The organism is Geobacillus sp. E263, assembly GCF_007197795.1.
In the GTDB taxonomy this organism is placed as follows: Bacteria; Bacillota; Bacilli; order Bacillales; family Anoxybacillaceae; genus Parageobacillus_B; species Parageobacillus_B toebii.
On record NZ_CP041632.1, the window covers coordinates 3,135,083 to 3,158,612 of the forward strand.

The 23,530-nt window shown below is 40.6% G+C and carries 22 protein-coding genes and 1 pseudogene; 2 read left to right on the top strand and 21 right to left on the bottom strand.

From position 1 onward, the window contains the following. Positions 1 to 37: 37 nt before the first annotated feature. The 5 genes from FNL97_RS16005 to gatC all read right to left on the bottom strand — a co-directional run bounded on the left by FNL97_RS16005 (position 38) and on the right by gatC (position 6,767). Positions 38 to 2,026: a TRAP transporter permease gene (locus FNL97_RS16005; protein ID WP_143416163.1), complete on the bottom strand. Its 1,989-nt coding sequence runs from the start codon at positions 2,024 to 2,026 to the stop codon at positions 38 to 40. A 161-nt stretch (positions 2,027 to 2,187) separates the two neighbouring features. Continuing rightward, positions 2,188 to 3,201 (bottom strand): TAXI family TRAP transporter solute-binding subunit, encoded by a 1,014-nt coding sequence (locus tag FNL97_RS16010; protein WP_143416164.1) that lies wholly within the window; start codon positions 3,199 to 3,201, stop codon positions 2,188 to 2,190. A 357-nt stretch (positions 3,202 to 3,558) separates the two neighbouring features. Next, complete coding sequence (gene gatB / locus FNL97_RS16015; RefSeq protein WP_062755908.1) at positions 3,559 to 4,989, bottom strand: Asp-tRNA(Asn)/Glu-tRNA(Gln) amidotransferase subunit GatB; 1,431 nt, start codon at positions 4,987 to 4,989, stop codon at positions 3,559 to 3,561. 13 nt (positions 4,990 to 5,002) lie between these two features. Further along, positions 5,003 to 6,463 carry an Asp-tRNA(Asn)/Glu-tRNA(Gln) amidotransferase subunit GatA gene (gene gatA / locus FNL97_RS16020; protein ID WP_143416165.1) on the bottom strand — a complete coding sequence of 487 codons (1,461 nt, stop codon included), beginning with the start codon at positions 6,461 to 6,463 and terminating at the stop codon, positions 5,003 to 5,005. Positions 6,464 to 6,476: 13 nt separating this feature from the next. Then, positions 6,477 to 6,767, bottom strand: coding sequence for an Asp-tRNA(Asn)/Glu-tRNA(Gln) amidotransferase subunit GatC (gene gatC, locus FNL97_RS16025; RefSeq protein ID WP_012749030.1), 291 nt, complete (start codon positions 6,765 to 6,767; stop codon positions 6,477 to 6,479). A 192-nt stretch (positions 6,768 to 6,959) separates the two neighbouring features. On the opposite strand from gatC, the gene FNL97_RS16030 reads away from it, so the two are divergent. Further along, positions 6,960 to 7,481: a coiled-coil domain-containing protein gene (locus FNL97_RS16030; protein WP_143416166.1), complete on the top strand. Its 522-nt coding sequence runs from the start codon at positions 6,960 to 6,962 to the stop codon at positions 7,479 to 7,481. Beyond that, positions 7,465 to 8,262, top strand: coding sequence for a VOC family protein (locus FNL97_RS16035; RefSeq protein WP_143416167.1), 798 nt, complete (start codon positions 7,465 to 7,467; stop codon positions 8,260 to 8,262). Before FNL97_RS16030 ends, FNL97_RS16035 begins: the two co-directional genes overlap by 17 nt. Here the strand turns inward: FNL97_RS16035 and hutU are convergent. The 16 genes and pseudogenes from hutU to FNL97_RS16115 all read right to left on the bottom strand — a co-directional run bounded on the left by hutU (position 8,188) and on the right by FNL97_RS16115 (position 23,521). Next, positions 8,188 to 9,018, bottom strand: a complete 831-nt coding sequence (gene hutU / locus FNL97_RS16040; protein ID WP_502707771.1) for a urocanate hydratase — start codon at positions 9,016 to 9,018, stop codon at positions 8,188 to 8,190. The genes FNL97_RS16035 and hutU overlap by 75 nt on opposite strands. A gap of 82 nt (positions 9,019 to 9,100) precedes the next feature. Beyond that, positions 9,101 to 10,627 (bottom strand): histidine ammonia-lyase, encoded by a 1,527-nt coding sequence (hutH, locus tag FNL97_RS16045; RefSeq protein ID WP_143416168.1) that lies wholly within the window; start codon positions 10,625 to 10,627, stop codon positions 9,101 to 9,103. Between the two features lie 113 nt (positions 10,628 to 10,740). Next, positions 10,741 to 11,190: a histidine utilization transcription antiterminator HutP gene (hutP, locus tag FNL97_RS16050; RefSeq protein WP_012749025.1), complete on the bottom strand. Its 450-nt coding sequence runs from the start codon at positions 11,188 to 11,190 to the stop codon at positions 10,741 to 10,743. Between the two features lie 454 nt (positions 11,191 to 11,644). Then, entirely contained in the window at positions 11,645 to 12,868 is a 1,224-nt protein-coding gene (locus FNL97_RS16055) for an erythromycin esterase family protein (RefSeq protein WP_143416169.1), read from the bottom strand. Positions 12,869 to 12,962: 94 nt separating this feature from the next. Next, positions 12,963 to 13,346 (bottom strand): DUF5367 family protein, encoded by a 384-nt coding sequence (locus FNL97_RS16060; protein ID WP_143416170.1) that lies wholly within the window; start codon positions 13,344 to 13,346, stop codon positions 12,963 to 12,965. Between the two features lie 449 nt (positions 13,347 to 13,795). Next, the gene (locus FNL97_RS16065; RefSeq protein ID WP_143416171.1) at positions 13,796 to 14,422 is read right to left on the bottom strand and encodes a hypothetical protein; all 627 of its coding nucleotides are present in this window, start codon (positions 14,420 to 14,422) and stop codon (positions 13,796 to 13,798) included. Beyond that, entirely contained in the window at positions 14,415 to 15,284 is an 870-nt protein-coding gene (locus FNL97_RS16070) for an ABC transporter ATP-binding protein (RefSeq protein WP_143416172.1), read from the bottom strand. Before FNL97_RS16070 ends, FNL97_RS16065 begins: the two co-directional genes overlap by 8 nt. Next, a complete protein-coding gene (locus FNL97_RS16075) occupies positions 15,268 to 17,292 on the bottom strand; it encodes an ABC transporter permease (protein ID WP_143416173.1) in 2,025 nt (674 codons plus the stop codon). Before FNL97_RS16075 ends, FNL97_RS16070 begins: the two co-directional genes overlap by 17 nt. A 744-nt stretch (positions 17,293 to 18,036) precedes the next feature. Continuing rightward, positions 18,037 to 18,138 (bottom strand): annotated as a pseudogene (locus FNL97_RS18590) (hypothetical protein); the annotation flags it as partial. A 78-nt stretch (positions 18,139 to 18,216) separates the two neighbouring features. Then, complete coding sequence (locus tag FNL97_RS16085; RefSeq protein ID WP_044895066.1) at positions 18,217 to 18,681, bottom strand: PH domain-containing protein; 465 nt, start codon at positions 18,679 to 18,681, stop codon at positions 18,217 to 18,219. A 368-nt stretch (positions 18,682 to 19,049) separates the two neighbouring features. Next, complete coding sequence (locus tag FNL97_RS16090) at positions 19,050 to 19,448, bottom strand: thiol-disulfide oxidoreductase DCC family protein (protein ID WP_044895065.1); 399 nt, start codon at positions 19,446 to 19,448, stop codon at positions 19,050 to 19,052. Between the two features lie 37 nt (positions 19,449 to 19,485). Then, the gene (locus FNL97_RS16095) at positions 19,486 to 20,262 is read right to left on the bottom strand and encodes a CPBP family glutamic-type intramembrane protease (protein ID WP_143416174.1); all 777 of its coding nucleotides are present in this window, start codon (positions 20,260 to 20,262) and stop codon (positions 19,486 to 19,488) included. 168 nt (positions 20,263 to 20,430) lie between these two features. Further along, a complete protein-coding gene (locus tag FNL97_RS16100) occupies positions 20,431 to 21,030 on the bottom strand; it encodes a sporulation delaying protein family toxin (RefSeq protein WP_052659530.1) in 600 nt (199 codons plus the stop codon). Between the two features lie 117 nt (positions 21,031 to 21,147). Then, positions 21,148 to 22,104 (bottom strand): sporulation-delaying protein SdpB family protein, encoded by a 957-nt coding sequence (locus FNL97_RS16105; RefSeq protein WP_044895063.1) that lies wholly within the window; start codon positions 22,102 to 22,104, stop codon positions 21,148 to 21,150. Then, positions 22,092 to 22,610: an SdpA family antimicrobial peptide system protein gene (locus FNL97_RS16110; protein ID WP_044895062.1), complete on the bottom strand. Its 519-nt coding sequence runs from the start codon at positions 22,608 to 22,610 to the stop codon at positions 22,092 to 22,094. The genes FNL97_RS16105 and FNL97_RS16110 overlap by 13 nt, the downstream gene beginning before the upstream one ends. A 239-nt stretch (positions 22,611 to 22,849) precedes the next feature. Continuing rightward, a complete protein-coding gene (locus FNL97_RS16115) occupies positions 22,850 to 23,521 on the bottom strand; it encodes a response regulator transcription factor (RefSeq protein WP_143416175.1) in 672 nt (223 codons plus the stop codon). Positions 23,522 to 23,530 lie beyond the last annotated feature (9 nt).

Consider the following 23,530-nt stretch of genomic DNA (forward strand, 5'->3'; position numbering starts at 1 on the left):
AGAGGATGATCAAAAATCACCCTCTTTCCCTTCAATACTACATGATCGCGGTGAAAAGGTTATTTGTTTCTTTCGGTCTTCTTGATTGAATCACAGCAACGGCAATTAATAGCACGCTTCCAATTACACTAAACGTAATATTTGGCGAGATGAGAAGAAAACCAGCGATAAATAAGACAATCCGCTCCCAAACATACGCCTTTCTGACAAGGTAACCAACCATGGCGCTGCTTACACCGATCATGCCAATAATCGCTGTGACCACGCAAATCGTTAAAAACAGCGGTTTAACGTCAATTAAAATCATTTGCGGGTTCATAACAAATACGTATGGGATGATATACGCCGCCGTCGCCAACGAAAACGCCCTTACTCCTGTCATAAACGGGTTCGCTCCCGCCAGTCCCGCACCCGCATATGCTGCCAAACAGACAGGCGGCGTAATATCAGCGACAATTCCGAAATAGAAGACGAACATATGAGCAGCTAAAACTGGAACGTCCAACCCTAATACTAACGCTGGCGCAACCATCGTCGCGGTTACGATATAGTTTGCCGTTGTCGGCAACCCCATTCCCAAAATAAGGCAGGCAATCATGGTAAAGAATAACGTTAAAATTAATGATCCTCCACCTAACGTAATAATGCCATTTGCTATTCTTCCGCCTAATCCCGTTTGGACGACAACACCGACAATAATTCCCGCGGCTGCACATGCTGCGATGACTGGAAGCGCGGTTCGAGCACCTTCCTCAAGCGTTTTTACAATTTGCCATGGTGTCATTCTTGTTTCTTTGCGTACTAAGCTGACAAGAAACGCGACTAAAATCGCCACTAAAGCAGCGCGCATCGGCGTTCTACCAGTCAGTAATGTGTAAAAAATGACTATAAGCGGCAAAATCAAATATCCGCGTTCTGTCATCAGTTTCCGAAAGCTTGGCAACTGCGATTTCGGTGTGCCGATAATCCCCTGTTTTTTCGATTCGAAGTGTACGCCTAAAAATACACCGAGGAAGTATAAAATGGCAGGAATGATCGCAGCCAACATGATTTGGCTATACGGCGTGTTTGTATACGAAGCCATAATAAATGCGGCCGCTCCCATTACTGGTGGCATAATTTGCCCACCGGTTGATGCGGAAGCTTCTACAGCTGCGGCAAATTCCGGCTTATAACCCGCCTTTTTCATCATTGGAATCGTAAACGCTCCCGATCCTACCGTGTTCGCGACAGAGCTTCCCGAGACCATTCCTTCCAAGGCGCTCGCAACAACTGCTGCTTTCGCCTGTCCTCCAATAAATCTTCCTGTTAACGCAAACGCTACGTCATTGAAAAATTGACCAACTCCAGTCCGAATGAGCATCACTCCGAAAAATAAAAACAAGAAGATAAATGTGGATGACACTTGAATTGGCGTACTAAATATTCCTTTTGTCGTTAAATACAAATCAGTTGCTAACTTTTCCCATGAAAATCCACGATGGGCAAACATTTTCGTTGGAATATGATTTCCGTATAACGCGTATAAAATTGCTACACCCGCTACTGCCACGATTGGCAAACCTACGCATCTTCTTGCCGCTTCAAGCACTAACAGTACACCAAGGGAAGCAACAATAATATCCATTTGCGAATACCCAAACACGATTTTTTGCGCTACAAGCTCCTCGTAATTAATCACATTATAATAGCCAACCCCGAGCGCTGTGAAAGCAAGCACGACATCATACCAAGGAACTCCCTTTTGTTTCCGATGCAATCCTTTTTTAATCGGATAAAGCAAAAAAATGAGGCCTAAAGCGGTTCCTAGATGTATAGGACCTTGAATTCTCGCTTCAAACGCGCCGCGATACCCTGTGTACAAATGGAACAACGTTAATGATACACCTAAAAAGAGGACAACCCATGACCATTTCCCGAGATTTTTTCTGTAGGAACTTTCTCGGTCATATTTTTCTAGTATTTCCTCTTGAGACAATTCTTCAAGCGGCTTTTCTTTCATATCTTTTTTTTTACGCCATTTCATCGTCATCACCACCTAAATGAAGTTAATTACTTGTTACCGGTTGAAATAGGCAACAGTAAAATCATAGGGAGCACATCGTTAAGATTAATGGAAAAACAAGAGATTTTGTGATAGGAGAATTATTGAAAAAAGGACCAGGACGCTTAGTCTGGCCCTTTTTATTACTTAAGGATACCAATTTCTTTATAGTATTTTTCTGCACCTGGATGAATTGGTAAATTTCCGCGTCCATTCAATGCGTTTTCTTTTGTCATATGTTTTGCCTGTTGGTGTGTGTTTTCATTTGCTTTTTCAATCATTACTTTCGCAAGCTGATACGCTGTCTCATCATCCACTGTATCTGTATTAGCGACTAAAATCGCAAACGCGGAAACAGTACTGACATCTTTTTTCAACCATTCATATGAACCGGCTTTCATCGTATATCGAGTGTAGCCGCTGTTCTTTTCAACATAAGCCAGTTCTTCACCAGTAATTTCTAAAAGTTTCACGTCTTTTACAGATGCTTGCAGTTCATCAATTCCGGCATCAGGCAGGCCAAGCAATCCGAACGATGCGTCAATCGTGCCGTCTTGCAGCTTCGCTTTCGCATCACCGAAGCCTTCTTGATAAGCTTCATAGTCACCGTCTTTAATACCGAAAGCTTCTAATACGATTTTTGCGGCTGATTGCGTACCACTTCCTGGCGGTCCGATTGCGATCCGTTTTCCTTTTAAGTCAGCGATAGAATTAATCCCGAAACTTTCTCTCGTCACAATTTGCAATACTTCTGGATAAATATGGCCGATAAACGCGAAATTCTCTACTTTTCTTCCTTTAAAATCTCCTTTTCCTTCGTAAGCATCATATGCCGGAAGGTTTACAGTCATCCCTAAATCGAATTCTCCATTAGCAATTTTGGCGAGGTTTTCAACAGAGGCACCAGATTCAGTGGATGTAACATTGATACTTTTAATATTTTTATTCCAAACATTGGCCATTTCTGCTCCAAGTGGATAATATGTCCCCCCTTGGCTTCCTGTCCCCATCAAGAGGTCAGCCGTATCTCCGCTTTTCCCACTGCTTTTTCCTTTATTTTCATTTTTCGCTTCATTGCCGCCACCGCTGCAAGCAGTAGCAATAATTAACATAATTGTACACAATAAAGTAAGCAATATGGATCTTTTCCTCAACATCCTCATCCCTCCTATTGTTATTTTTTTACATAAAAGTTAATAATTCTGCTTATAATATAGAATAACATAAATAGAAAAACTATTGTATATTTTTATAATATTCTTTTTTTATAAAATTTTTCTATCATTCCCAAGAACATTCCACGCTAACATTGGGTTTTAATAACTTGTTATTTAAAAGAAAAAAGACGAATTTATCATGAAAAATCCGACTTTTCCTTCCTATATCTTCTCAAAGCATCGGCAAAATCGCCTCTTGGTATCCCGCTTTTTTCGACTTCAAGCTTAACTGATTGTAGCATCATAAAATTAAGATAAAAATAAAAAGCTGGCTTGATGCAGCCAGCTTTAACTTGTTTATCGTTTGTTAATTTCTTCTACTAACAACTTATTGACAAGCGGCGGGTTGGCTTGTCCTTTTGTCGCTTTCATCACTTGGCCGACTAAGAAACCAAGCGCGCGGTCTTTTCCGTTTTTATAGTCTTCAACGGATTGCGGATTAGCATCCAATACTTCGATGACGATTTTGCGCAATGTCGCCTCATCGGAAATTTGCACAAGCCCTTTTTCTTTGACAATCTTCTCTGGGTCTCCGCCTTTTTCGACGAGTTCTTTAAACACTTTTTTCGCGATTTTCGACGAAATCGTGCCGTTTTGAATGAGCTTAATCATGCCCGCTAAGCTTTCTGGCGTCAGCGCGATCTCATGCAGTTCTTTTTGTTCTGCGTTTAAATAGCCAGATACTTCAACCATGAGCCAGTTGGACGCCAATTTCGGATCTGCTCCGTTTGCGACCGTCGCTTCGAAGAAATCGGCCATTTCTTTCGTCAGCGTTAATACTTTCGCATCGTATTCCGGCAAGCCAAGCTCTTCGATATAGCGTTTTTTGCGCGCGTCTGGAAGCTCTGGAATCGAAGCGCGAACGCGTTCTTTCCACTCGTCGTCGATATATAGCATAACAAGGTCTGGTTCTGGGAAGTAGCGGTAGTCTTCCGAACCTTCTTTGACGCGCATGAGCACCGTTGTTTTTGTCGCTTCGTCAAAGCGACGCGTTTCTTGCTGGATGACGCCGCCGGAAAGCAAAATTTTCTCTTGCCGCTTTGCTTCGTATTCGAGCCCCATGCGCACAAAGTTAAATGAGTTTAAGTTTTTCAACTCTGTTTTCGTGCCGAATTTGTCTGAACCAATTGGACGAAGGGAAATGTTCGCGTCGCAGCGAAGCGAACCTTCTTCCATTTTACAATCGGAAACGCCTGTATATTGGATGATCGATTTTAATTTTTCCAAATACGCATACGCTTCTTCTGGCGAACGAATGTCCGGTTCTGACACAATCTCAATTAATGGAGTGCCTTGGCGGTTGAAATCGACAAGTGAATATCCATCTCCGGTATGCGTCAGTTTCCCTGCGTCTTCTTCTAAATGAATGCGGGTGATGCCGATTTTTTTCTTTTTGCCGTTCACTTCGATTTCAATCCAGCCGTTTTTGCCAAGCGGCTGGTCATATTGCGAAATTTGGTACGCTTTTGGGTTATCCGGATAAAAATAGTTTTTACGGTCAAATTTCGTTTCGGTCGCGATTTCGCAGTTTAGCGCCATCGCTGCCTTCATCGCAAATTCTACCGCTTGTCTATTCAATACCGGAAGAACCCCTGGATAGCCTAAATCGATCACGTTCGTTTGCGTGTTTGGGGGCGCTCCGAACGCATTTGGACTACTGGAGAAAATTTTCGATTTTGTCTTTAGCTCAACGTGAACTTCAAGACCAATGACCGTTTCAAAATTCATCATGTTTCCCCCCTTATAACGCTGGTTTTTGTTTATGATAGTCAGTCGCTTGTTCAAACGCGTGAGCGACGCGGTAAATTGTGCTTTCATCAAAATGTTTGCCGATAATTTGCAAGCCGACCGGCAAGCCGTTCACAAATCCGCACGGTACGGAGATTCCAGGAACGCCGGCAAGGTTTACTGGAATCGTTAAAATGTCGTTTGCGTACATGGTTAACGGATCGTGTGTTTTTTCGCCGATTTTGAACGCTGGTGTCGGCGTCGTTGGTCCGATAATAACATCGTATTTTTCAAATACTTTTTCGAAATCTTGTTTGATTAATGTCCGCACTTGTTGCGCCTTTTTGTAATACGCGTCATAATATCCGGCGCTTAACGCGAACGTCCCAAGCATGATGCGGCGTTTCACTTCGTTGCCGAAGCCTTCGCTGCGCGTTTGTTTGTACATATCGATCAAGTTTTTCGCATTATCCGTGCGGTATCCGTAACGCACACCGTCAAAGCGGGCAAGGTTCGCGGATGCTTCCGAAGAAGCAAGCAAATAGTAAGTCGCCAGCGCATACTTCGAGTGCGGAAGTGATACTTCTTCCCATGTCGCTCCTAATTTTTCCAATACTTTTAATGCATCAAGGACGGATTGGCGAACCTCTTCCGCAACACCTTCGCCTAAATATTCTTTCGGCACGGCGATTTTTAAGCCTTTAATGTCGCCGGTAAGCGCCTCTACGTAATTTGGCACTTCTACGTTTGCCGATGTCGAATCCATTGGATCTAAACCAGCGATGACTTGCAATAAGTAGGCGTTATCCTCTACCGTACGCGTAATCGGGCCGATTTGGTCAAGTGAAGAGGCAAACGCGACAAGCCCGAAGCGCGATACACGGCCGTATGTAGGTTTCAGCCCGACAACTCCACAAAATGCCGCCGGCTGGCGAATCGAACCGCCCGTATCAGAACCTAAAGCAAACGGTACTTCGCCTGCCGCTACCGCCGCAGCGGAACCGCCGCTAGAGCCGCCCGGTACGCGCTCTAAATCCCACGGGTTGCGCGTGAGCTGAAAACCGGAGTTTTCCGTAGAAGACCCCATGGCAAACTCGTCCATGTTTAATTTTCCAATCGTAATCGCACCGGCTTCGTTTAAGCGCTCCATAACCGTTGCGTCATAAATTGGGTCAAAGTTATATAAAATTTTGCTTGCACATGTTGTGCCCAATCCTTTTGTTACAATATTATCTTTAATGCCAATCGGCATGCCAAAAAGCACGCCAAAATCGTTTCCTTCTTTCGCTAGCTTGTCATCTAACTCTTTCGCTTTCGCGCGCGCGTTTTCTTCATTTAGTGTTAAAAACGCTTGCACTTGTTCTTCCACTTCGCCAATGCGGCGGAATGATTCATCCACTAAATCGGAAACAGAAATTTCTTTTTTATGTAATAAACGATGTAATTCGGAAATTTTATGGTCAAATAATGACATTGCTTCCCCCTCCTTACTCTAAAATGGCTGGTACGCGGAATTGCCCGTCTTGGTGGTCCGGCGCGTTTTTCAACACTTCTTCAAGCGGGAGCCCTGGTGTTGGCACATCTTCGCGCATGACATTCTTCATATCAAGTACATGAGATGTTGGCGGTACGTTTTCTGTATCGAGCTCGTTTAATTGCTCAGCGAATGTAATAATCGCGTCCAACTGCTTTGTAAACATTTCTGCTTCTTCATCCGTAATCGCCAAACGCGCCAAATGCGCCACATGTTTTACTTGTTCGATGGAAATTCTTGACATCTTTTTCACCTCCAATGAGTTCGACCTACCACAATACTATGATGATACCAAACTTTCATTGAATGAAGCAACATTTGCCGCGCGTTCTGTGCAAGAATACAAAAACGGCTTTCCACCATATTCTTGATAGAAACGAACATATGTGCTTTAATATTTTTAAATAACCAAAGCATGTGTGAATGGGGGATTTTTATGGACGAAACAGTTCTCCAGCAAGTGCTTGACAGGCTTGGCAATATCGAAGGTACATTGCATAATCTTGTCGAAGGGCAAAAACGGTTAGAGGGAGAACAGCTGACTATCCGAAAAGAACAACAAACGATCCGCCGGGAACAACAAATACTGCTCCAAGGGCAAAAACGATTAGAAGAAGAACAAGCTTATTTGCAATCCGGACTAAAGGAACTGAACGAACTAATGACAGCGCTTCTTCACCGTCAAGATGAAACAGATTCCAAACTCGAAGCCCTCGCAACAGACGTACACAACATCCACGGTGAAATCACTTCTCTCAAACAAGGCCTTCACAAACTTGAGGAAAAAGTAGATTCCCACTATCAAAAACTGAATGAACAGCTAGACAATATTCAGCTTGATATCGATTTTGCCGTTCATAAAACGACGGAGAATGAGCGAGAGATATATAAAAATAAAAAGCAGGCTATTTTAAAATTTTTGCTAAAAAGGAGAAGAAAACATGAATGTCACATTTGATCATATCGTTCACTATACAGAAAATCCGGAAGAAGCAAAAACCGCATTTCAGCTTATCGGATTTCACGCTATAAACGGTGGAAAGCATCCTTCTTGGGGAACGTATAACTGCCTGAACTACTTTACCGAACTGCGCTACATTGAATGGATCGGCTTTATGGACTTTGATAAAGCAAAAACTTCCGACAATGTATTGATCCAGCAAATCGTCGCGGATTCCTATAAAGGAGAAGGCTTTTCGCAATTGGCATTCCGCACAGACGATATCTATTCTGTCATTGCCCACATTCAGGCAAAAGGGCTAAAGCCGATTGGTCCGTTTTCCGGGAGCCGAAAACGTGAAGATGGTAAAGTATTAAGCTGGTCGATGCTGTTTATCGAGGACAAACAAGATGACACATGCCGCTACCCGTTTTTTATTCAGTGGGGCGAACCGGAAGAAGCCCGCGCGACGGAAATGGCACCGCTTATGCAGCACAGCATCGGAACCCCGTCTCTTTCGTATATTGGAATAAATGTAAGCCGCCTTGACGAGTCGTTGCAAAAATATTGCCATTTATTCGATGTACCCCGCCAGTCTGTAACGCCAAGCAAGGATGAATTTGGCGCCTATTTCGAACTCGCTATCGGAAACATAGCGATCCGCTTATATGAAGCAAAAAGCCTCACCGCTCCAATCGACTATGCTCTTATCAACCGTCCGTTTTTATGCGGAATCACGGGGATGCCGGAAAACAAAACCGTCCATATAAAAAACGGGGTATATCAGTTTACCGTTTAAGTTGCTTCCACTCAACAAGAGGGAAGCCTTTTTGTTTTGATTCCGAATGATGCGGCGACTTCTTAGGTGCCGGGCACTATGAACAACACCGCGTTTTAACAGCTCATGATGCACTTCTACAGCATTGCCGACAAGTCCGATCGATAGCGGTTCGCCTTTTTCTTTCGCCTCATATGCCCAAAGAAGCGCTTCATCCAATGAATAGGTCATGCGATCGCAGTATTTTGTATCCAGCCGTTTTTGAATGCGGCTTGGGTCGACTTCAACCGCAATGACAACCCCTTCATTCATGGTTACTGCAAGAGGCTGCGCACCTCCCATTCCGCCTAAACCAGCTGTGAGCGTTAACGTCCCTTTTAACGTTCCGCCGAAATGCTTTTTTGCCACTGCAGCAAACGTCTCGTATGTTCCTTGCAAAATTCCTTGCGTGCCGATGTAAATCCAACTGCCCGCTGTCATTTGTCCGTACATGATTAATCCTTTTTTATCCAACTCACGGAAATGATCCCAGTTTGCCCATTTTGGAACAAGGACCGAGTTGGAAATAAGGACTCTCGGCGCGCGTTCATGCGTTTTAAAGACACCAACCGGCTTTCCTGATTGAATGAGGAGCGTCTCATCTTTTTCAAGCTCTCTTAACGTTTTTACAATCGCGTCAAACGCTTCCCAGTTTCGTGCCGCTTTCCCAATGCCTCCGTATACAATAAGCTCCTCTGGTTTCTCAGCAACTTCCGGATCTAGATTGTTATAGAGCATACGAAGAACAGCTTCTTGTTCCCATCCTTTGCACTCTAGCTCAAGACTTTTTTTGCTTTAATGTTGCGCATCATCGTTTCCCCTATGAATATTGATTGGTTGGTGTGATGGTTTGAAGAAAAAAGGGCCAGTCAACACCTTTCAACCATTGCGCTGTTGCTTCAATATCTTTGGAAAAGATGCGATCTTTTGTAATGGATGGAACGATATTTCGTACTGCTTCATAAAGCTTTCTCGTCTTCGGTGCCATGTTTTCCACACCGCGATACTCAACAGCTTGCATGGCACAAATCAGTTCAATCGCAAGCACCCGCCTTGTGTTTTGTAAAATGGCATACGCATGGCGGGAAGCGATCGTACCCATGCTTACATGATCTTCTTGATTCGCAGACGATGGAATCGAATCGACGCTTGCCGGATGAGCGAACGTTTTATTTTCAGATACGAGCGACGCTGCAGTATATTGCATAATCATCGCTCCTGACTGCAAACCTGGAGCCGGGCTTAAAAACGGCGGCAAATCATTTAATTGCGGATTTACCAGCCGTTCTATTCGACGCTCTGAAATGTTCGCAAGCTCAGCAATAGCAATTTTCATAAAGTCCATCGCAAACGCAATCGGCTGACCATGAAAATTCCCGCCGGAAATCACCTTCGCTCCTCCTTCAAAAATGAGCGGATTGTCCGTTGCTGCGTTGATTTCAATTTCCAGCTTTTCTTTTACATAATCAAGCACTTGCCAAGAAGCTCCATGCACTTGCGGGATACAGCGAAGCGAGTAAGCGTCTTGCACACGCAACTCGCCTTGTCTTGTCGTCAATTTGCTGCCCGCTAAATAATCGCGAATTCTTGCTGCTACTTCCACCTGCTGCCTGTAACCGCGGACGAGGTGCACATGTTCATCAAATGCATCAATAATGCCGCGCAAGCCTTCGATCGTCATAGCGGCAATCGCTTCGCTTTCATACGCCAGCTGTTCCGCTTCTAAATAAACCACCACTCCCATCGCCGTCATCGCCTGAGTGCCGTTAATAAGCGCCAATCCTTCTTTCGCCTTTAACGTAATCGGCGCAATGCCTTCTGCTGATAATGCTTTTATAGCGGGAACTCGCTTGCCTCGATAAAACACTTCTCCTTCTCCTAAAAGGGCAAGCGCCAGATGGGAAAGCGGAGCGAGATCGCCGCTTGCCCCAAGCGAGCCTTGTTGTGGAATGACCGGATGGATTTTGGCGTTCAATAAATCCAACAGCCGTTCAATAACGATTGGACGCACACCGGAATACCCTTTTAAAAGGGCATTAGCACGAAGAAGGAGCATGGCGCGAGACACCTCTTCCGGAAACGGCTCCCCCACGCCGCATGCGTGCGAATGAATTAAATTCCATTGCAGCTCTTCGACGTCGCCAGCGGCAATCAAGACGTCGCTGAACTTTCCGAATCCTGTATTAATGCCATACACCACATTTTTATTCGCCACAATCTCTTCCACCGCTTTTCTGCTTCGCTCCACCGCCTCCATACTCTCTTTGGAAGCAATGACCAATTCATCACGATACAATACCCGTTTTACTTCTTCTAGCGTTAACGTATGACCGGTTAAAACGACCATGTTTTCCCACCCTCTCCATCGCGCTTTAGCGAAATAAAGAAGGAGGCTATATCCGCAATACACACATTGCGAATGCAGCCTCCTCATAACTAAAAAACTATAGGCTTCCTATTTTAAATATGGTTGATTCCTAATCCAATCGTTTCATGTTCGAGCCCGCGAATCGGGGCGCCAATTGTACCATATAAGGCAACGGCGATCCATTCTCCTTCTTTGCTGTTTTCATACGGGTTTCCTCGGACAACAGCGAAACGAAGACCGACGGTTCTCATTAAATCTCCTAGCTCGACCTGTCCTCTCGTTACGCCTTGCACCGCCTCAACTACCGCATGATACAGCGCGTGCATTTCTCGATATAGCTCGCCGTTTACAACATTGTTTCGCTTCGCTGCCGTTTCAACGGAAGCAACAATTTTTTGCAGTTCCATTGAACCGACTTTACCTTTGCAATAACGCCATTGCAAGTTGTCTAAATGAGCGGTGATTTTTCCTTCTTCTTCCTCTTCAAAAAGCGCTAAGAGCACCGCATTGCGGCCAATTCTTCCTTTTGCCTGCTTCAACACGCAAATCAGCACCTATTTTTAAAATTTTCTAAACAAACTAATAACTTACTATTATTGTAACGGCTTTGTTTTTTTATTGTCAATTATTTTTTACCATATTTTAACAAGTTAGCAAAGTAATGAATTAACAAACTAAAAGGGAAGAAATTTGTATTGTATTGGCGAGGCTGGGAATTAACATGATGGAAAAGAAAACATCACTAAGTTAACGCCGACATCGGTGATCATAGTAAAGACCTCTTTTCTGTCATAGGCAGCAATATTTTTCTTGAGGACCTGGACATGTCGATCCTGAACCGTGAAACGCATGGCGAACAAATTTATTGTCCGATGGCGTTTTCATTCAAGGAAATGGCAAAAAAGCTTGCTCATGTCGGAATTTTAATCCAAACCTAACTTGCTGACAAAATGACAAAAGAAATGAATAACATGTAATGCGAAAAATCTTCCTGCTTTAATTTAGATTGATGTATTTTGGAGGAGATGTTTTCGCACAAACGACAAGTCCATCGTAACAAGCAATAGGCTTGATAAGATTTAATTGCTTCCCTTCATGCATCGTGTAAGTATGCTTGAAAAGCCAACGATTTTGAGGCACTTTTCTTTGCCGCGAGATATCTAAAAAGCCAATTTCATGTCCTACTTGCTTGATTCGAAACTCGATGCTGTCTTGATCAGGCTGCTGTACTTCATATACACTGCGATTATTTACCGCTGCTTGTCCACTATACATAAAAAACCCAATGGTATAGGAGAATTCCTTGATTTTGGGAGGTAAATAAGAAAATGTCGATAGAAACCCTAGTAATCTCCTAGATTGCTTCATTATATGCCCATTGTGCGCCCATATTATTATCTTCTCATTCGGAAACATCTCTTGTGCCAGCCACGAAATATTGTCAGCCATTGCCTTATTTCGGATTTTTATCGCTTTCATGAAATGAGAAGAGATCATCTGTATAAGGGAAATTCGGTTTTGCAAAATTCGGTTCACAAGCAAAAAAGCGTCTTTTCCAAACTTATTTTGTAATTCAAGACTGTTTTTATCTAATAAAAAGAGGAATTCTTGATAAAGAGCCATCAATTCTTTGCATTTTCGCTTACGTTCCTTTTTGGAAATTGACGGACTACGGGAATTGACATATTGGTAAAGCATTTCTTGTTCCAACTCTACTATTTTCTCACCATAGGCCTTATCCATATTTGAAAACATTTTTGAGAGAAATTTGCCAGTAATATGATCGTTTGAGGCAGGCTGAATATCCAATCCTGTTAAGATGAGAGGCTGATTGGATAATTGTGTTTCCTTCACATAATGAAAGAGAGTCTCGACTTCCTCCGTATGCCAGACTTTAAACAAAGAATGTTTCATCCATTGCCTTATATCCAGTTGATCTTGTTGATAAAAGCATATGCTGCAGTCACTAAAACTGCTTTCGAATGCTAAAACTCGAAACCCCAATTCTTTATGTAAGTACTTAATCATCTTTGTTTTAATCAGGCTATGTTCCGCCACACCGTGGCCATTCTCTCCCAAAAAAACGATCCGTTTATTTTGCAGTAAAGGTTTTAAAAAATACAAATCGGAATGACCATCTAATTCATGCAATTGTATACTGTATGTATGATCTTTTAGCCAATCGATTTCAGAAGAAATATTATTTTTACGGTAAAACATGTGTTTATCTCCTTTTTAATAAGTCATATATAATTATGTGAAAAGGTTCTACCCCAAAGCCTGTAAAACGGTCAGACAAACATCTTAAAAGTTTTCATTTGTTATCGTTCCTCTCTCGCTTTTTTAATGGAAGACCCGTTATCAAAATCAAACCGTATGCCCATAATAGCCATGAACCAAAATATCGATCAGATTCTACTGGTAAATTAGTAAACACATCTGTAAAGACAACTAATACAATCGTATCAATGAACATGCCAGGAAGTACGATAAATATAGCAGCTTTTAAACGCTCATCTTTTGTTAAACCTTTAAGTTTGTATAGAGGATACGTTAATAAAAAAATGAGTGGAACAACAAGCAGATAGGATAGCAAAAGAAGCAAAGCATTTTCTGGGTTGAAGAAAAAATGTCCAAACAATCGGAAAATAAGCGTGGCTCCTAGCCAAACAAGAAAGCCCCAAATGAAAAAATACAAAATACATGGACAACACCTCAGTTTCTATTTTTTGTTCATTTAATTTATGATTAAAAACTTGCGTAATGTTGGCCCCAATCTACGACGGAGAGGAATACAAAGCCGACAATGGTTATCTCACCACCCATCTCCTCTCCATTTGTTGAATTAGATTCCTGTTACTGATCATCAACCAAACTCAATTATCGGAGAATATTCATTTTCTCAATGCCCTTCAACGATTCCACCTATCGATAAACTTAGAATGTGAACTCTAAATGGTCTTCTAACGATAACGAGGCGGTGAAACATTTTTGATAAAGAAAACGCCGTTATGTGGTTTTGCAACACGTTCAAGAAGTCAATTAGCAAAAGAACTAAAAACTTTTTAAACTAATTGTTTTTTTGGATACTAAATTGATACTGATTAAACTTTAAGCGGAAACGATGTAACAGAACAGTCACTAGACTTATTTAAACTTCCGCCATAATTGTATTGCTGATAATAAAATGCCTACCCCTAGTGATAAGAAGGTAAGCAGAATCGAGATGTCACCGATGGGTTCCCGAAAAATAAATAGATGTGGCCATGGCATAAAAGTACCTTGCGTCGCTACTTCCATAAAGGTATAGGTCGCTACAATCGCTAGCGCAATATCTAAACTTTGGACGGCACTTAAAACCGCAATCCCTATAATTTGGTAAAAGATAAACAGCATGATGAGGTGCACAATTAAAGTACTGGTGAAGAAATCCGGCCCATTTATCCATACGGTCAAACCAACTAGCAGTGAAATAAAAATCGCGTGTAAGAGGGCGTAACGTATAATGTCGATGACGAGAACCTTGCGATAATAAACGATTAACGTCTCCCTTGCTCCTTCTTCATAAAGGCTGTTATACAGAAAGACCAAATGCCAGCCAGCTATCGGCACAGCGATGCCTTGCACGACGATATACGGCATAAATGAAGCATCGGATCGCGATCCGAAACTTAGCATGAGCAAAACACACAGCGCGTAAGCCACGAAAGGAAAGCTATATAAATAGCCTAGCAATTTTATATCAAATTTGAATAAATGAACGAGCTTATTCATAGGGGGCCGCCTCTTTTAAAAGGGCTAAATATCCATCCATTAACCGTGGGCTGACGCGCTGACCAACAGGCTCATCCGATAATACACGCACCACAACGTGAGAAGGTTCCTCGCTCATCTGTACAACCTCTTTCGTCGCCATGATTTCGTCGAGCTCTTCAAATGGAACATTGATTTCATATGTGCAATGGGTCGCTTTTTTCTTTAATTCCTCCGGTCCCCCTTCAAATAGAACTCTCCCATTTTCGATAATGCCGATTTTCGTGCAAAGAAACTCGATATCTTCGACAATATGGGAAGAAATAATGACCGTATGGCGCTTTCCGAGCTGCTTCAACAGATTGCGAAAACGCACGCGCTCCCGAATATCGAGCCCCGCCGTCGGCTCGTCAAAAATGAGAACAGACGGCTTGCGCAATAAAAGCTGGGCGATGCCGACCCGCCGACGCATTCCGCCGGATAATTCCCGCATTTTTTTATTCACATGGTCAGATAAATTGACTTGTTCGACCACTTCCTTGATTTGGTGGTGATACGAAGTGGAGGGCTTGCTTCCTTGAAGAATGGCGATATGCTCGAGCACCTCATACACGGTGAGTTCCGGGTAAATCATAAAGTCCTGGGGTAGATAACCAATATGGTCTGTTCGCCTCACGTAGGTGTTTGTGCTGATCAACTCCTCCCCGAGAAACACACGCCCTGCATTAAAATCCGTCAAACCGGCTAATATCTTCATTAAGGTCGTTTTGCCAGCACCGTTCGGCCCTAGCAACCCGTAAATCCCTGAAATAGAAAGCGTAACATTGGATAATATTTGTTTCTTTTTGATGACCTTCGTCAATCCCTCAATGTAAATATCCAATTGACCCCGACCCCTTTACTAATTCCAGTACTTGATTCCATGTCCACGTTTCGTCCATTTCTTGATACCACTGTCGTAGAAATTGCTGCTGTTGCTCTAGGCTTAATTGGTGAAAGTAATGATAAACGGATTCGATAAGCTCCTGTTGGGCTTTCGGTAAAACATCCGATTGGAAACTTCTTCCAGTAGGGATAAACGGCAAGCCTCTTTTTTGCATCAGAAATTGAGTTGCCATATGGATCCATTCACTATACATAATGTACGAACCTTTTCTTTGCAACGAAAGCCGAAGCATTTGTTCGTAAAAATCTTGTCCCATGTGGTATTTATCTATTGCATATGAATTTTGTGTGTTGTATACGAGGTGATCGTTCGCCATTAAAGAAGACAGACCGAAGCTAGAAAACACAATGGCTTTAGGCAACGATTGGACTGTTGTCGGCGCAAGCTGCTGCACTTCATGCAATGCCTTCTCTAATTGCGGTACCACCGTTGAAATCCTCTCTTCCATTTTGGGCCAGTCCGCCGGATACGTAATATGGTAATCCTCATATACCAACTGATTGCCTTGCCCCTTGATAAGAGTAACAGCTTGTGCTTTGCCGCTGTAAACCGTTCCGCGCCTCGGTAAATTGCAGAATAGCACCTCGTCATCCACTTCCAATGTAAAGAAATAGCTTTCTTCAGGCAAGAACCTCTCAGTTAATTCCATCGGCGATATGCGTTCATTTGTTCCATAAATTTTAAATTCATATATTTCATACATTTGCGATGCTCTCTTTTTCGGATACCATGCTTTATCTGCCAGAAGGGCAGTTCTGCCATTGGTATACGGCACAAAGTTTGTATCAACGATTTCGTAATGAAAGGTGAGGGAAGTCGTGCTTGCTGGCAAGTGAACTCTAAGGATATCTCCTTGTCTTTCAAACTTGACTCGTTTATGATCTGCTTTAATCCATTTCACCGGATAGGCATGATACAGTTGAAAGGTCGGCTCCACTGTGTCCATGCGGGAAAACTTCACCTGCACGGTTGCTTGTTTTTCTTTCAATGAAATCGAATATGATTCAATGTCATAACGCAAGTCAGTTTCCATTTCATTCATTTTCATCTTCCGATAGTAATTTATCTCCGTCGTATTGTCCGCTCTGCTAAAGGCCTTTGTACTTAACTCAACAGCGCCATAAGCTGTAGCGACAGTGAGAAATGGCAGCACCAGCAACACTTTGATGACAAGATTTCGCTCCCTAGTTGTAAGTGTCAAACGAAGCGACAAGATTAAAATGATTCCGGAAAGGACTAGAAACCATGTGATGAGTTTCAGCTCATTTCCCCAATGCACATCGAATCCAATATAGGAGTTATAAACATGCTGCACAGTATTCATTCCGATGAAAAGCAAAGATTTCCATTCATTCGCATGAACCATTTTAAAGAAATCAATAAATAATTCCGTATTCATACTTCCAGTGGCAATCCATACGACCAAAATAACAAAAAAGCTGCTCTTTTTTGTCCCAAGAAGCATCGCCACAATTAAGCCATACATCATACTGAGCAATAACGGGGCGAACATATATACCATTAAAAATCGAAACAAAGACAAATAAAAGCCCGAAGGCTCTATCCCAACAACGAAATAAATAACCGAAAAAATGCTATATGCAACAACTGCCATGACCCCTTGACACAAAAAATGGACGGCAAACATCGCGCTCATTTTCTCCATCATAATTCGGTAACCGTCCACAAAAAACGACTGGACGCCATAAAGAAGTTCCTTTGAATGAAGAAGATAGAAAAAAACAATGTAAAAAATCGATACCATTTGTACAAGCATGGCTATTTCATGCGGCAGTTGTCCGTAATCTTCCATATCATATGGATCTGAAAAGAACAAAATGAGCCTGCTGATTAGCAAAATGAAAAACAATACACTTGCCCCAATGTATAGCTTACTTTTAAATATTTGTTTGATATAAAAAATAAATAGACGCTTCCATCGCACTTCATTTCACCCGTTTCCCTAAAAGGTGCCTCAAAAAGATAAGAAATCTCCTCAAAAAAATAAGGAGAGGTATGTCTGTATGTTCCTATTATCAAACGTTCTACTTTCCTCAAATATGTGTCTTCTCTAAGTGATGCTTTTTGTATTCCATATTGGTTAAATCAGGGAAGTGCCGTAAGTTAATACGCACATCCCTGATTTAGCTATATTAATGATCATGTGTGTTATTATTGGACTGTTATTGTCACACTTCCTCTAGATCCAACTGTTTGACCAACGATTTGACCGTAATACTTATCTCCTTTTGTTTGAGTAAAATAGCTTCTTTCAGCTTGTCCCGGATTTAACCAGTTGGTAGATGCAACAGTACTATCTGGCCAGAAATCAATAGACCTATAACCATAACCCCTGGTTTGCGTGTTTGCACCAGTATTTGTAGCATAAATATTTCCTGAAGAACCATTAGTTGCAGTAATAGTACCTGCTTGAACCGTCTAAGGATGCCGATTTTGATGCTGCACCCACTGCACCAGCAGTTGCCATCAATGCCGTTACAAGTGATAAAGAGACCAATTTTGATTTCCACTTATTTTTTCTGTTCACTAGCATCTTTTCATCTCCTTCAATAAGTTCTGATTCCTTGTAATTGTTAGATGTTACTAGTAGATTTTTAATTAAATGTTTTCTATGAGCCATTACCTGCAGTAGAGATCCCTCAATTTCGTAAAATTACATTATCGGCAATACGTTTGGTTGAATGAAGAAGCCTTTGGAATCGTCTCCTTCGCCGCCTGTCATGAGTCTGCCTTCTTTCTTGCCGATTTCGATATATTCCATAATTTTGTTGTTGGTCGATAGGTGCCTAGCACCATGGCTAATGTACCGTATGTCCAAGTATACATTCTTATACATAATTTTGAGTTTTTACTCTAGTTTTGCAACACCATCTTGATTATCCAATTGTATTCGAGGGTTTACCTTTAGAAGCTGACGAATAAATTCTTCTTTGTTTTTCGGAGATATGGTGATAAATTCATATTTTCCGTAACTAATCTCAATCCTGTCCATAGATAAAGCAGGTGCTGTAAAGGGATTTTTGGTGTTACGTACTTTATTGATTTCATCTATATTAATAGTTTTTTTATAGGGACCGCTTTGAATCTCTAGTTTTGAGTTTTCAATTTTATAACCAGTTCCAAACCATATCCATGCTAATAATATAGCAGGAACAACCATTATGACTGTTGTAACCGGTTTAGTATCCAAAATTGATGGTAGCATGATGACTCCTATAGGTTCGATAGATAAGATAGGAGGTATGATACACGCTAATATGACTGACCAAATGATTATAGTCATCCATAAATCCTTTTTTGAAGGAAAAAACATTTTCTTTCTCCTTTCTTTTTATGATCCTCACGCCCTAGGTTAACTTTATGCGTCATTATACATTTTTTGTAAAATTAATACAGCGCCACGGGAATAATCATCATTACTTTGAATTCAATAATGAGAGATACTGTGTTTAGATATCTCAAAATGATTGGAGAGATTGCTTACAATTAGTTTTTTCCTTAACAATTCCAAGATGACTCTTCTCGTTGGATTTAAAATCGTTCTAAATAACAGAAGTTCTTGATAATTATCCAGATATGTAATTGTATTTCATTAGTAAAAATCATCAGTCAGGAAATTCTTAACCTAAAATACACTTTTTAATTGAACTATCCTATAAAAAAAGAGAAGCTTAAATATTCCTATTCTAGGATCTTTTCTCTTAATTTTCTTGAGGGGATTATACAATTATTCTGTTTTCCAAAAATTATATATCTGTATCTAGCAAACAAATCGTACATCCAGTCCCTAAACTTTCTAGGTATTAGACCAAAAATACCCGGTAATATTCCTAGTGCGTTCAATTCTTTCAGAATCATTAATATGGCATCTGATTTAAAATAGAATTTTTCGTTAGCATAAAGAATAATTGAATCAGGAATTCGAGGTTGATTATTTAGGGTTACTTTTGCAAAGGAACTATCTAAGTGGGCAAATCGTAAACGGTCATGTTTATCCTTTTTGATTAAATAAATGATAAACTTATTGCAAAATGCACAATCTCCATCAAAAAAAACGATTTGATACGATTTCTTGCTCATTGTTTATTCTCCTTTGTTTGAAAAGACTAACTGTAGTTTAAAAGGTCACTTTTAGTATAATTGGAAAGAGTACATGCAAAAACAAATCAGCTGCCATATGGGACAGAATTGCATACTCTAATCCTTTTTTCCAATAAAGATATCCAAACCATATTCCTAATATTCCATTAAGAACAACCGTTCTAAGAACAAGCATTAGACTCAGTTCGCCAAATATACCTATAACAGACGGTAAGTGTGATATTCCAAAAAATATCGCTATCCCTATAATTCCAATCCAATAACAGACAGAATGGATATTTGTCTCTTTTTGTCGAGTTACTCGAGCTAAAATCCATATAATAAGAGTCATACCAAACAAGCGCATCATAATCTCTTCTGTAATACCGCCATAAAACACGGCTAGCAGACCCTGCCACCAATTAGGAGGTTGTTTATCAAGTTCCTTTGTATCGATATTCGGCATAAATACATACATATCAAGAAGTATAATAAGAAGGCTACTAAAAAGCGTTACAAAAATCCCTATCCCCAGCCATCTCCATGAAAATGGAGGCTGTTCCGTTTTGCTCACCCATGCACGTAAATGAGGAATATCTAATTTAGTGCTTTTTTGTAGCCTGATTCCCAAAAAGGTGCAGACAAAAACAATGAATGTGTTCTGAAGCACTCCTAATATGGTAAGCATCATTAACTGTGAATCATCTAATTTAATGTTTTCTCTAAGCTTGGCAAGTTGATAAGGAATAATAGATATTACCCCTATCACTCCTAAAAGGGTTAATAAAAAAACCAATTTCCATTCATTTTTCATTCAATCTCCTCCATGATATGTTTGTATACAATTTTGCCTTTTAAATTTTTGGGATGATTATTAGTTTATTACATATATTGGATACAGAATTTCTCATAGAAAAAACGCAAAAAAGCTCAAACCTAAAAATAATTAGGTTTGGGCTTTTTTCGATATTTAATATTTCAATTAATGAGCTAATGTAGTTATAACATCATGAACCATTTTTTCATTTTCTAATTTATTTGTTGCAGAGGATAACCCAGGTCCTGCTGCCGCAGCCCAAAGATAGAAAGTCAATAATGCAGCGTGGCTATATATTGCCACCATGGTGATACCAGCAACAAGAACAGCTGTCAGTCCCTGAGCATGTGCATCACCGAGGTCTCCATTTCTTGCAATTTCAACTTTATTCTTCTCCTCGGCTATCTGAATAAATTTCTTGGCACCTTGGTGGAAGAGATTTTGAGTTTTTAAGTAGTCTTTACTATAGATAGCCTTTTTTAGCGAATTAAAGTAAGTAGGATCTTCCTTCTTCATTTGTTTTATGATATCATTTGTGAATTTAATATTCGCTTCATTGTTTGCCTGCTTACGAATTTCGTCAGGCCACATTTCTTTAAACATCTCAGCAACTGGCCCTTGTCCCAATAAAACTCCCCGAAATATTTCTTCTCCACTATAAGTTTTATCCATTTTTTTATTTAAAGCTGCATTAGTGTTAAAAGGAAAGCTTCCTATAAGTAAAGTAAATGCTAATAAAATCGATAAAATGTTCTTCTTTTTCAAAATCATTTCCCCCTTTCGCTTATTTAACAACAACAGAGATATTCAATAATTTGTCAAAAATCGATTTCCTATTTTTCGAAAATCACCTCCTTTATTTTAAAATTTGGAGGGAAGTAATTATGCAACTTCTTTATCAAACAAACCCTTCATTTTCCCCTTAAAGATCCTTTTTATTCCCTTAAAGTTAAATATTTCCTCAACCGGTCTAAGATACAAGATAAGAGCAGCAAACATGATCATCGAAAATGAGATTAAACCTAAGAAAATAGCAAATATTTCATGCATTAATATAGCCAATATTAGGAAATACCGCCAATACTTTTTTGGCGCGATCAAAGCTGCGAAAAGGAAGAATTGGAGTATAATAGTTCCCCAGGTCGGTACAACTATCCAAGGAGAAGCCAAAAACATCTTGAAGAAATCGAACATTACTGGATGGAGACCTAACATTGGGGATTGAACGTAATACCAAACAGCTGTACCATCTACCCATTCTTCCTGAGCTATTTTTGCTACTGTGGAATGTAAATATAAAATCGCCACCTGAAAACGTATAGCTACTAGAGAAACGAGTGCGATTAGTTTCATGTACAATATTTTGTTTTCTGTAATACCTTCATTGAAAGTTAATTGACTCCAGTGCCACTTTCTAGGATCGGTTAGCGTAATGGGTATTAGTAAAAAGGTGATTACAGCTGCAACATATTCTCCCCCATCTATCGTAGTGGCGGAATGCATGAAGCTAAAAGTTATCCACCAATGAAGAATTCCAGTGAATCGAGGACGCCAGCCAGAAGCAACTACCAACAGTAGAACAACGCATAGTAATCGAGTGGCATTTAAGTATATATAATCATTAGGTACAAAACAAAATATGCTGATCCCATTCTCGCATTTAGGATAATCTAGAGAGTCAGATGTAGGTCTAAAAAATATCCTGGCATCATTAAAGGCTAGAGTCATAGCTGTTGATAAAGCTAAGATACTTCTAGCTAACCCATATACATTAGTCCAAGGCATACTTAAACTTGTCCAATTTATTAAATACTTATTCAATTTCTCTATTTTTGACATATAACAGACACCCTTATCACTTTAGACGGCATATTAATTTTAGTTTCGGCTTTTGCCCATGCCCAAGGAATGGGCTGTTCGCTTGTTATCCCCCAATCCCCGCAAATAGTCGGGTTGGGAGTTGGGTTCTTAATTGTGAATTTTACCGGTATTTCATCTAAACATGATTTAACATCTTTATTACATTGTGAATATTCTGACTCAGGAATTTTGGCAATTAACGTACCTAACTCAATTCCTTGTGCCCTTCCAGTTCTACGGAGGCCAAACCAATTTTTCTGGTGCATGTTTGGCCAAACAAGATTTTCACCATCAGATTCTAGTGGATAAGCATTTAACATAGGATCTCTAGGGTCCTTACTGAAAAACCCCCATCCTTGTGGAAGAATTTTATGAATAAATCTTTGATGATCTTTAGTAAATGAGAGTGGGTTGGTTGGTAAAGCGGAAACTATGGAACTACCTAATAAAAGAAAATAAGAAATACAAACCCCAAAAAACACCATAACTAATCTGTACTTCTTGAAAATAGTAATCCCCCCTAGTCAATTAAAGATGGAAATAAGTTTTAAATATTATTGATCAATGTTTGTTCATTTTTATTTAGTGGTCACACCTTCATCTCTTATCCAAAATTATATAATCTACTTTCTCTTCTTTTTACCACCAACATCGTGTCGGAACCCCGCCATTTTTTGGCGGAATACCGACACGAGATGGAGGACTCCCAAAAAAGAAAACGCCCTCACCGATCCGATGAAGGCGTTAACAACATATGAAACTCTGGAATGAGCCCTAATTGTTTTGCTTTTTCCACGGCTTCTACCCTCGAAGATACATGCAGCTTTGTGAAAATGCGCGATAGATGCCGTTCTACACTTCGTTGGCTTATATAGTGTTTTTTAGCAATATCTTTATTGCTTAAACCGTTGGCGACCTCGAATAATATTTCTTGCTCAAGCTGGCTCAGCGCAACCTGTTTTTCATTTTCCTCCATACTTGCCCTTACTTCGCAAAGATGCAGTTGACGCAGTAAATGCACAGGAATGACCGCTTCATCTCTTAATGCACAGCGAATCGCCGTAATCAATTGTTCGCTTGTTGCCGTTTTGCTGACAAAGCCTGTAATGCCTGATTCAATTAAATAATTAAAAAAAGGAGCGACATCATACCCGGTATATATGACAATTTTCGCATTTGGCTGTTTTTGGAGAATCCGCCTGCTTAATTCGATACCGCTCATATCCGGCATACGCCAATCAAGCAAAAACACATCATATGTACGTTGTTCCATCATCTGTTCCGCTTCTGTGCCAGATGTAACAAGTTCTACTTGAAAATCTTGTTCGCTCTCGAGCATATTCTTTGTCCCTTCACCAACAAGGCGATGATCATCGACAACCAAAATGTGAATCATCTAGTCATT

Excerpts from the sequence above, each read along its gene's own strand:
- FNL97_RS16005 (WP_143416163.1), bottom strand. The coding sequence starts at position 2,026 with ATGAAATGGCGTAAAAAAAAAGATATGAAAGAAAAGCCGCTTGAAGAA.
- FNL97_RS16010 (WP_143416164.1), bottom strand. The coding sequence starts at position 3,201 with ATGTTGAGGAAAAGATCCATATTGCTTACTTTATTGTGTACAATTATG.
- gatB (WP_062755908.1), bottom strand. The coding sequence starts at position 4,989 with ATGAATTTTGAAACGGTCATTGGTCTTGAAGTTCACGTTGAGCTAAAG.
- gatA (WP_143416165.1), bottom strand. The coding sequence starts at position 6,463 with ATGTCATTATTTGACCATAAAATTTCCGAATTACATCGTTTATTACAT.
- gatC (WP_012749030.1), bottom strand. The coding sequence starts at position 6,767 with ATGTCAAGAATTTCCATCGAACAAGTAAAACATGTGGCGCATTTGGCG.
- FNL97_RS16030 (WP_143416166.1), top strand. The coding sequence starts at position 6,960 with ATGGACGAAACAGTTCTCCAGCAAGTGCTTGACAGGCTTGGCAATATC.
- FNL97_RS16035 (WP_143416167.1), top strand. The coding sequence starts at position 7,465 with ATGAATGTCACATTTGATCATATCGTTCACTATACAGAAAATCCGGAA.
- hutU (WP_502707771.1), bottom strand. The coding sequence starts at position 9,018 with ATGCTCTATAACAATCTAGATCCGGAAGTTGCTGAGAAACCAGAGGAG.
- hutH (WP_143416168.1), bottom strand. The coding sequence starts at position 10,627 with ATGGTCGTTTTAACCGGTCATACGTTAACGCTAGAAGAAGTAAAACGG.
- FNL97_RS16055 (WP_143416169.1), bottom strand. The coding sequence starts at position 12,868 with ATGTTTTACCGTAAAAATAATATTTCTTCTGAAATCGATTGGCTAAAA.
- FNL97_RS16065 (WP_143416171.1), bottom strand. The coding sequence starts at position 14,422 with ATGAATAAGCTCGTTCATTTATTCAAATTTGATATAAAATTGCTAGGC.
- FNL97_RS16085 (WP_044895066.1), bottom strand. The coding sequence starts at position 18,681 with ATGTTTTTTCCTTCAAAAAAGGATTTATGGATGACTATAATCATTTGG.
- FNL97_RS16090 (WP_044895065.1), bottom strand. The coding sequence starts at position 19,448 with ATGAGCAAGAAATCGTATCAAATCGTTTTTTTTGATGGAGATTGTGCA.
- FNL97_RS16095 (WP_143416174.1), bottom strand. The coding sequence starts at position 20,262 with ATGAAAAATGAATGGAAATTGGTTTTTTTATTAACCCTTTTAGGAGTG.
- FNL97_RS16105 (WP_044895063.1), bottom strand. The coding sequence starts at position 22,104 with ATGTCAAAAATAGAGAAATTGAATAAGTATTTAATAAATTGGACAAGT.
- FNL97_RS16110 (WP_044895062.1), bottom strand. The coding sequence starts at position 22,610 with ATGGTGTTTTTTGGGGTTTGTATTTCTTATTTTCTTTTATTAGGTAGT.
- FNL97_RS16115 (WP_143416175.1), bottom strand. The coding sequence starts at position 23,521 with ATGATTCACATTTTGGTTGTCGATGATCATCGCCTTGTTGGTGAAGGG.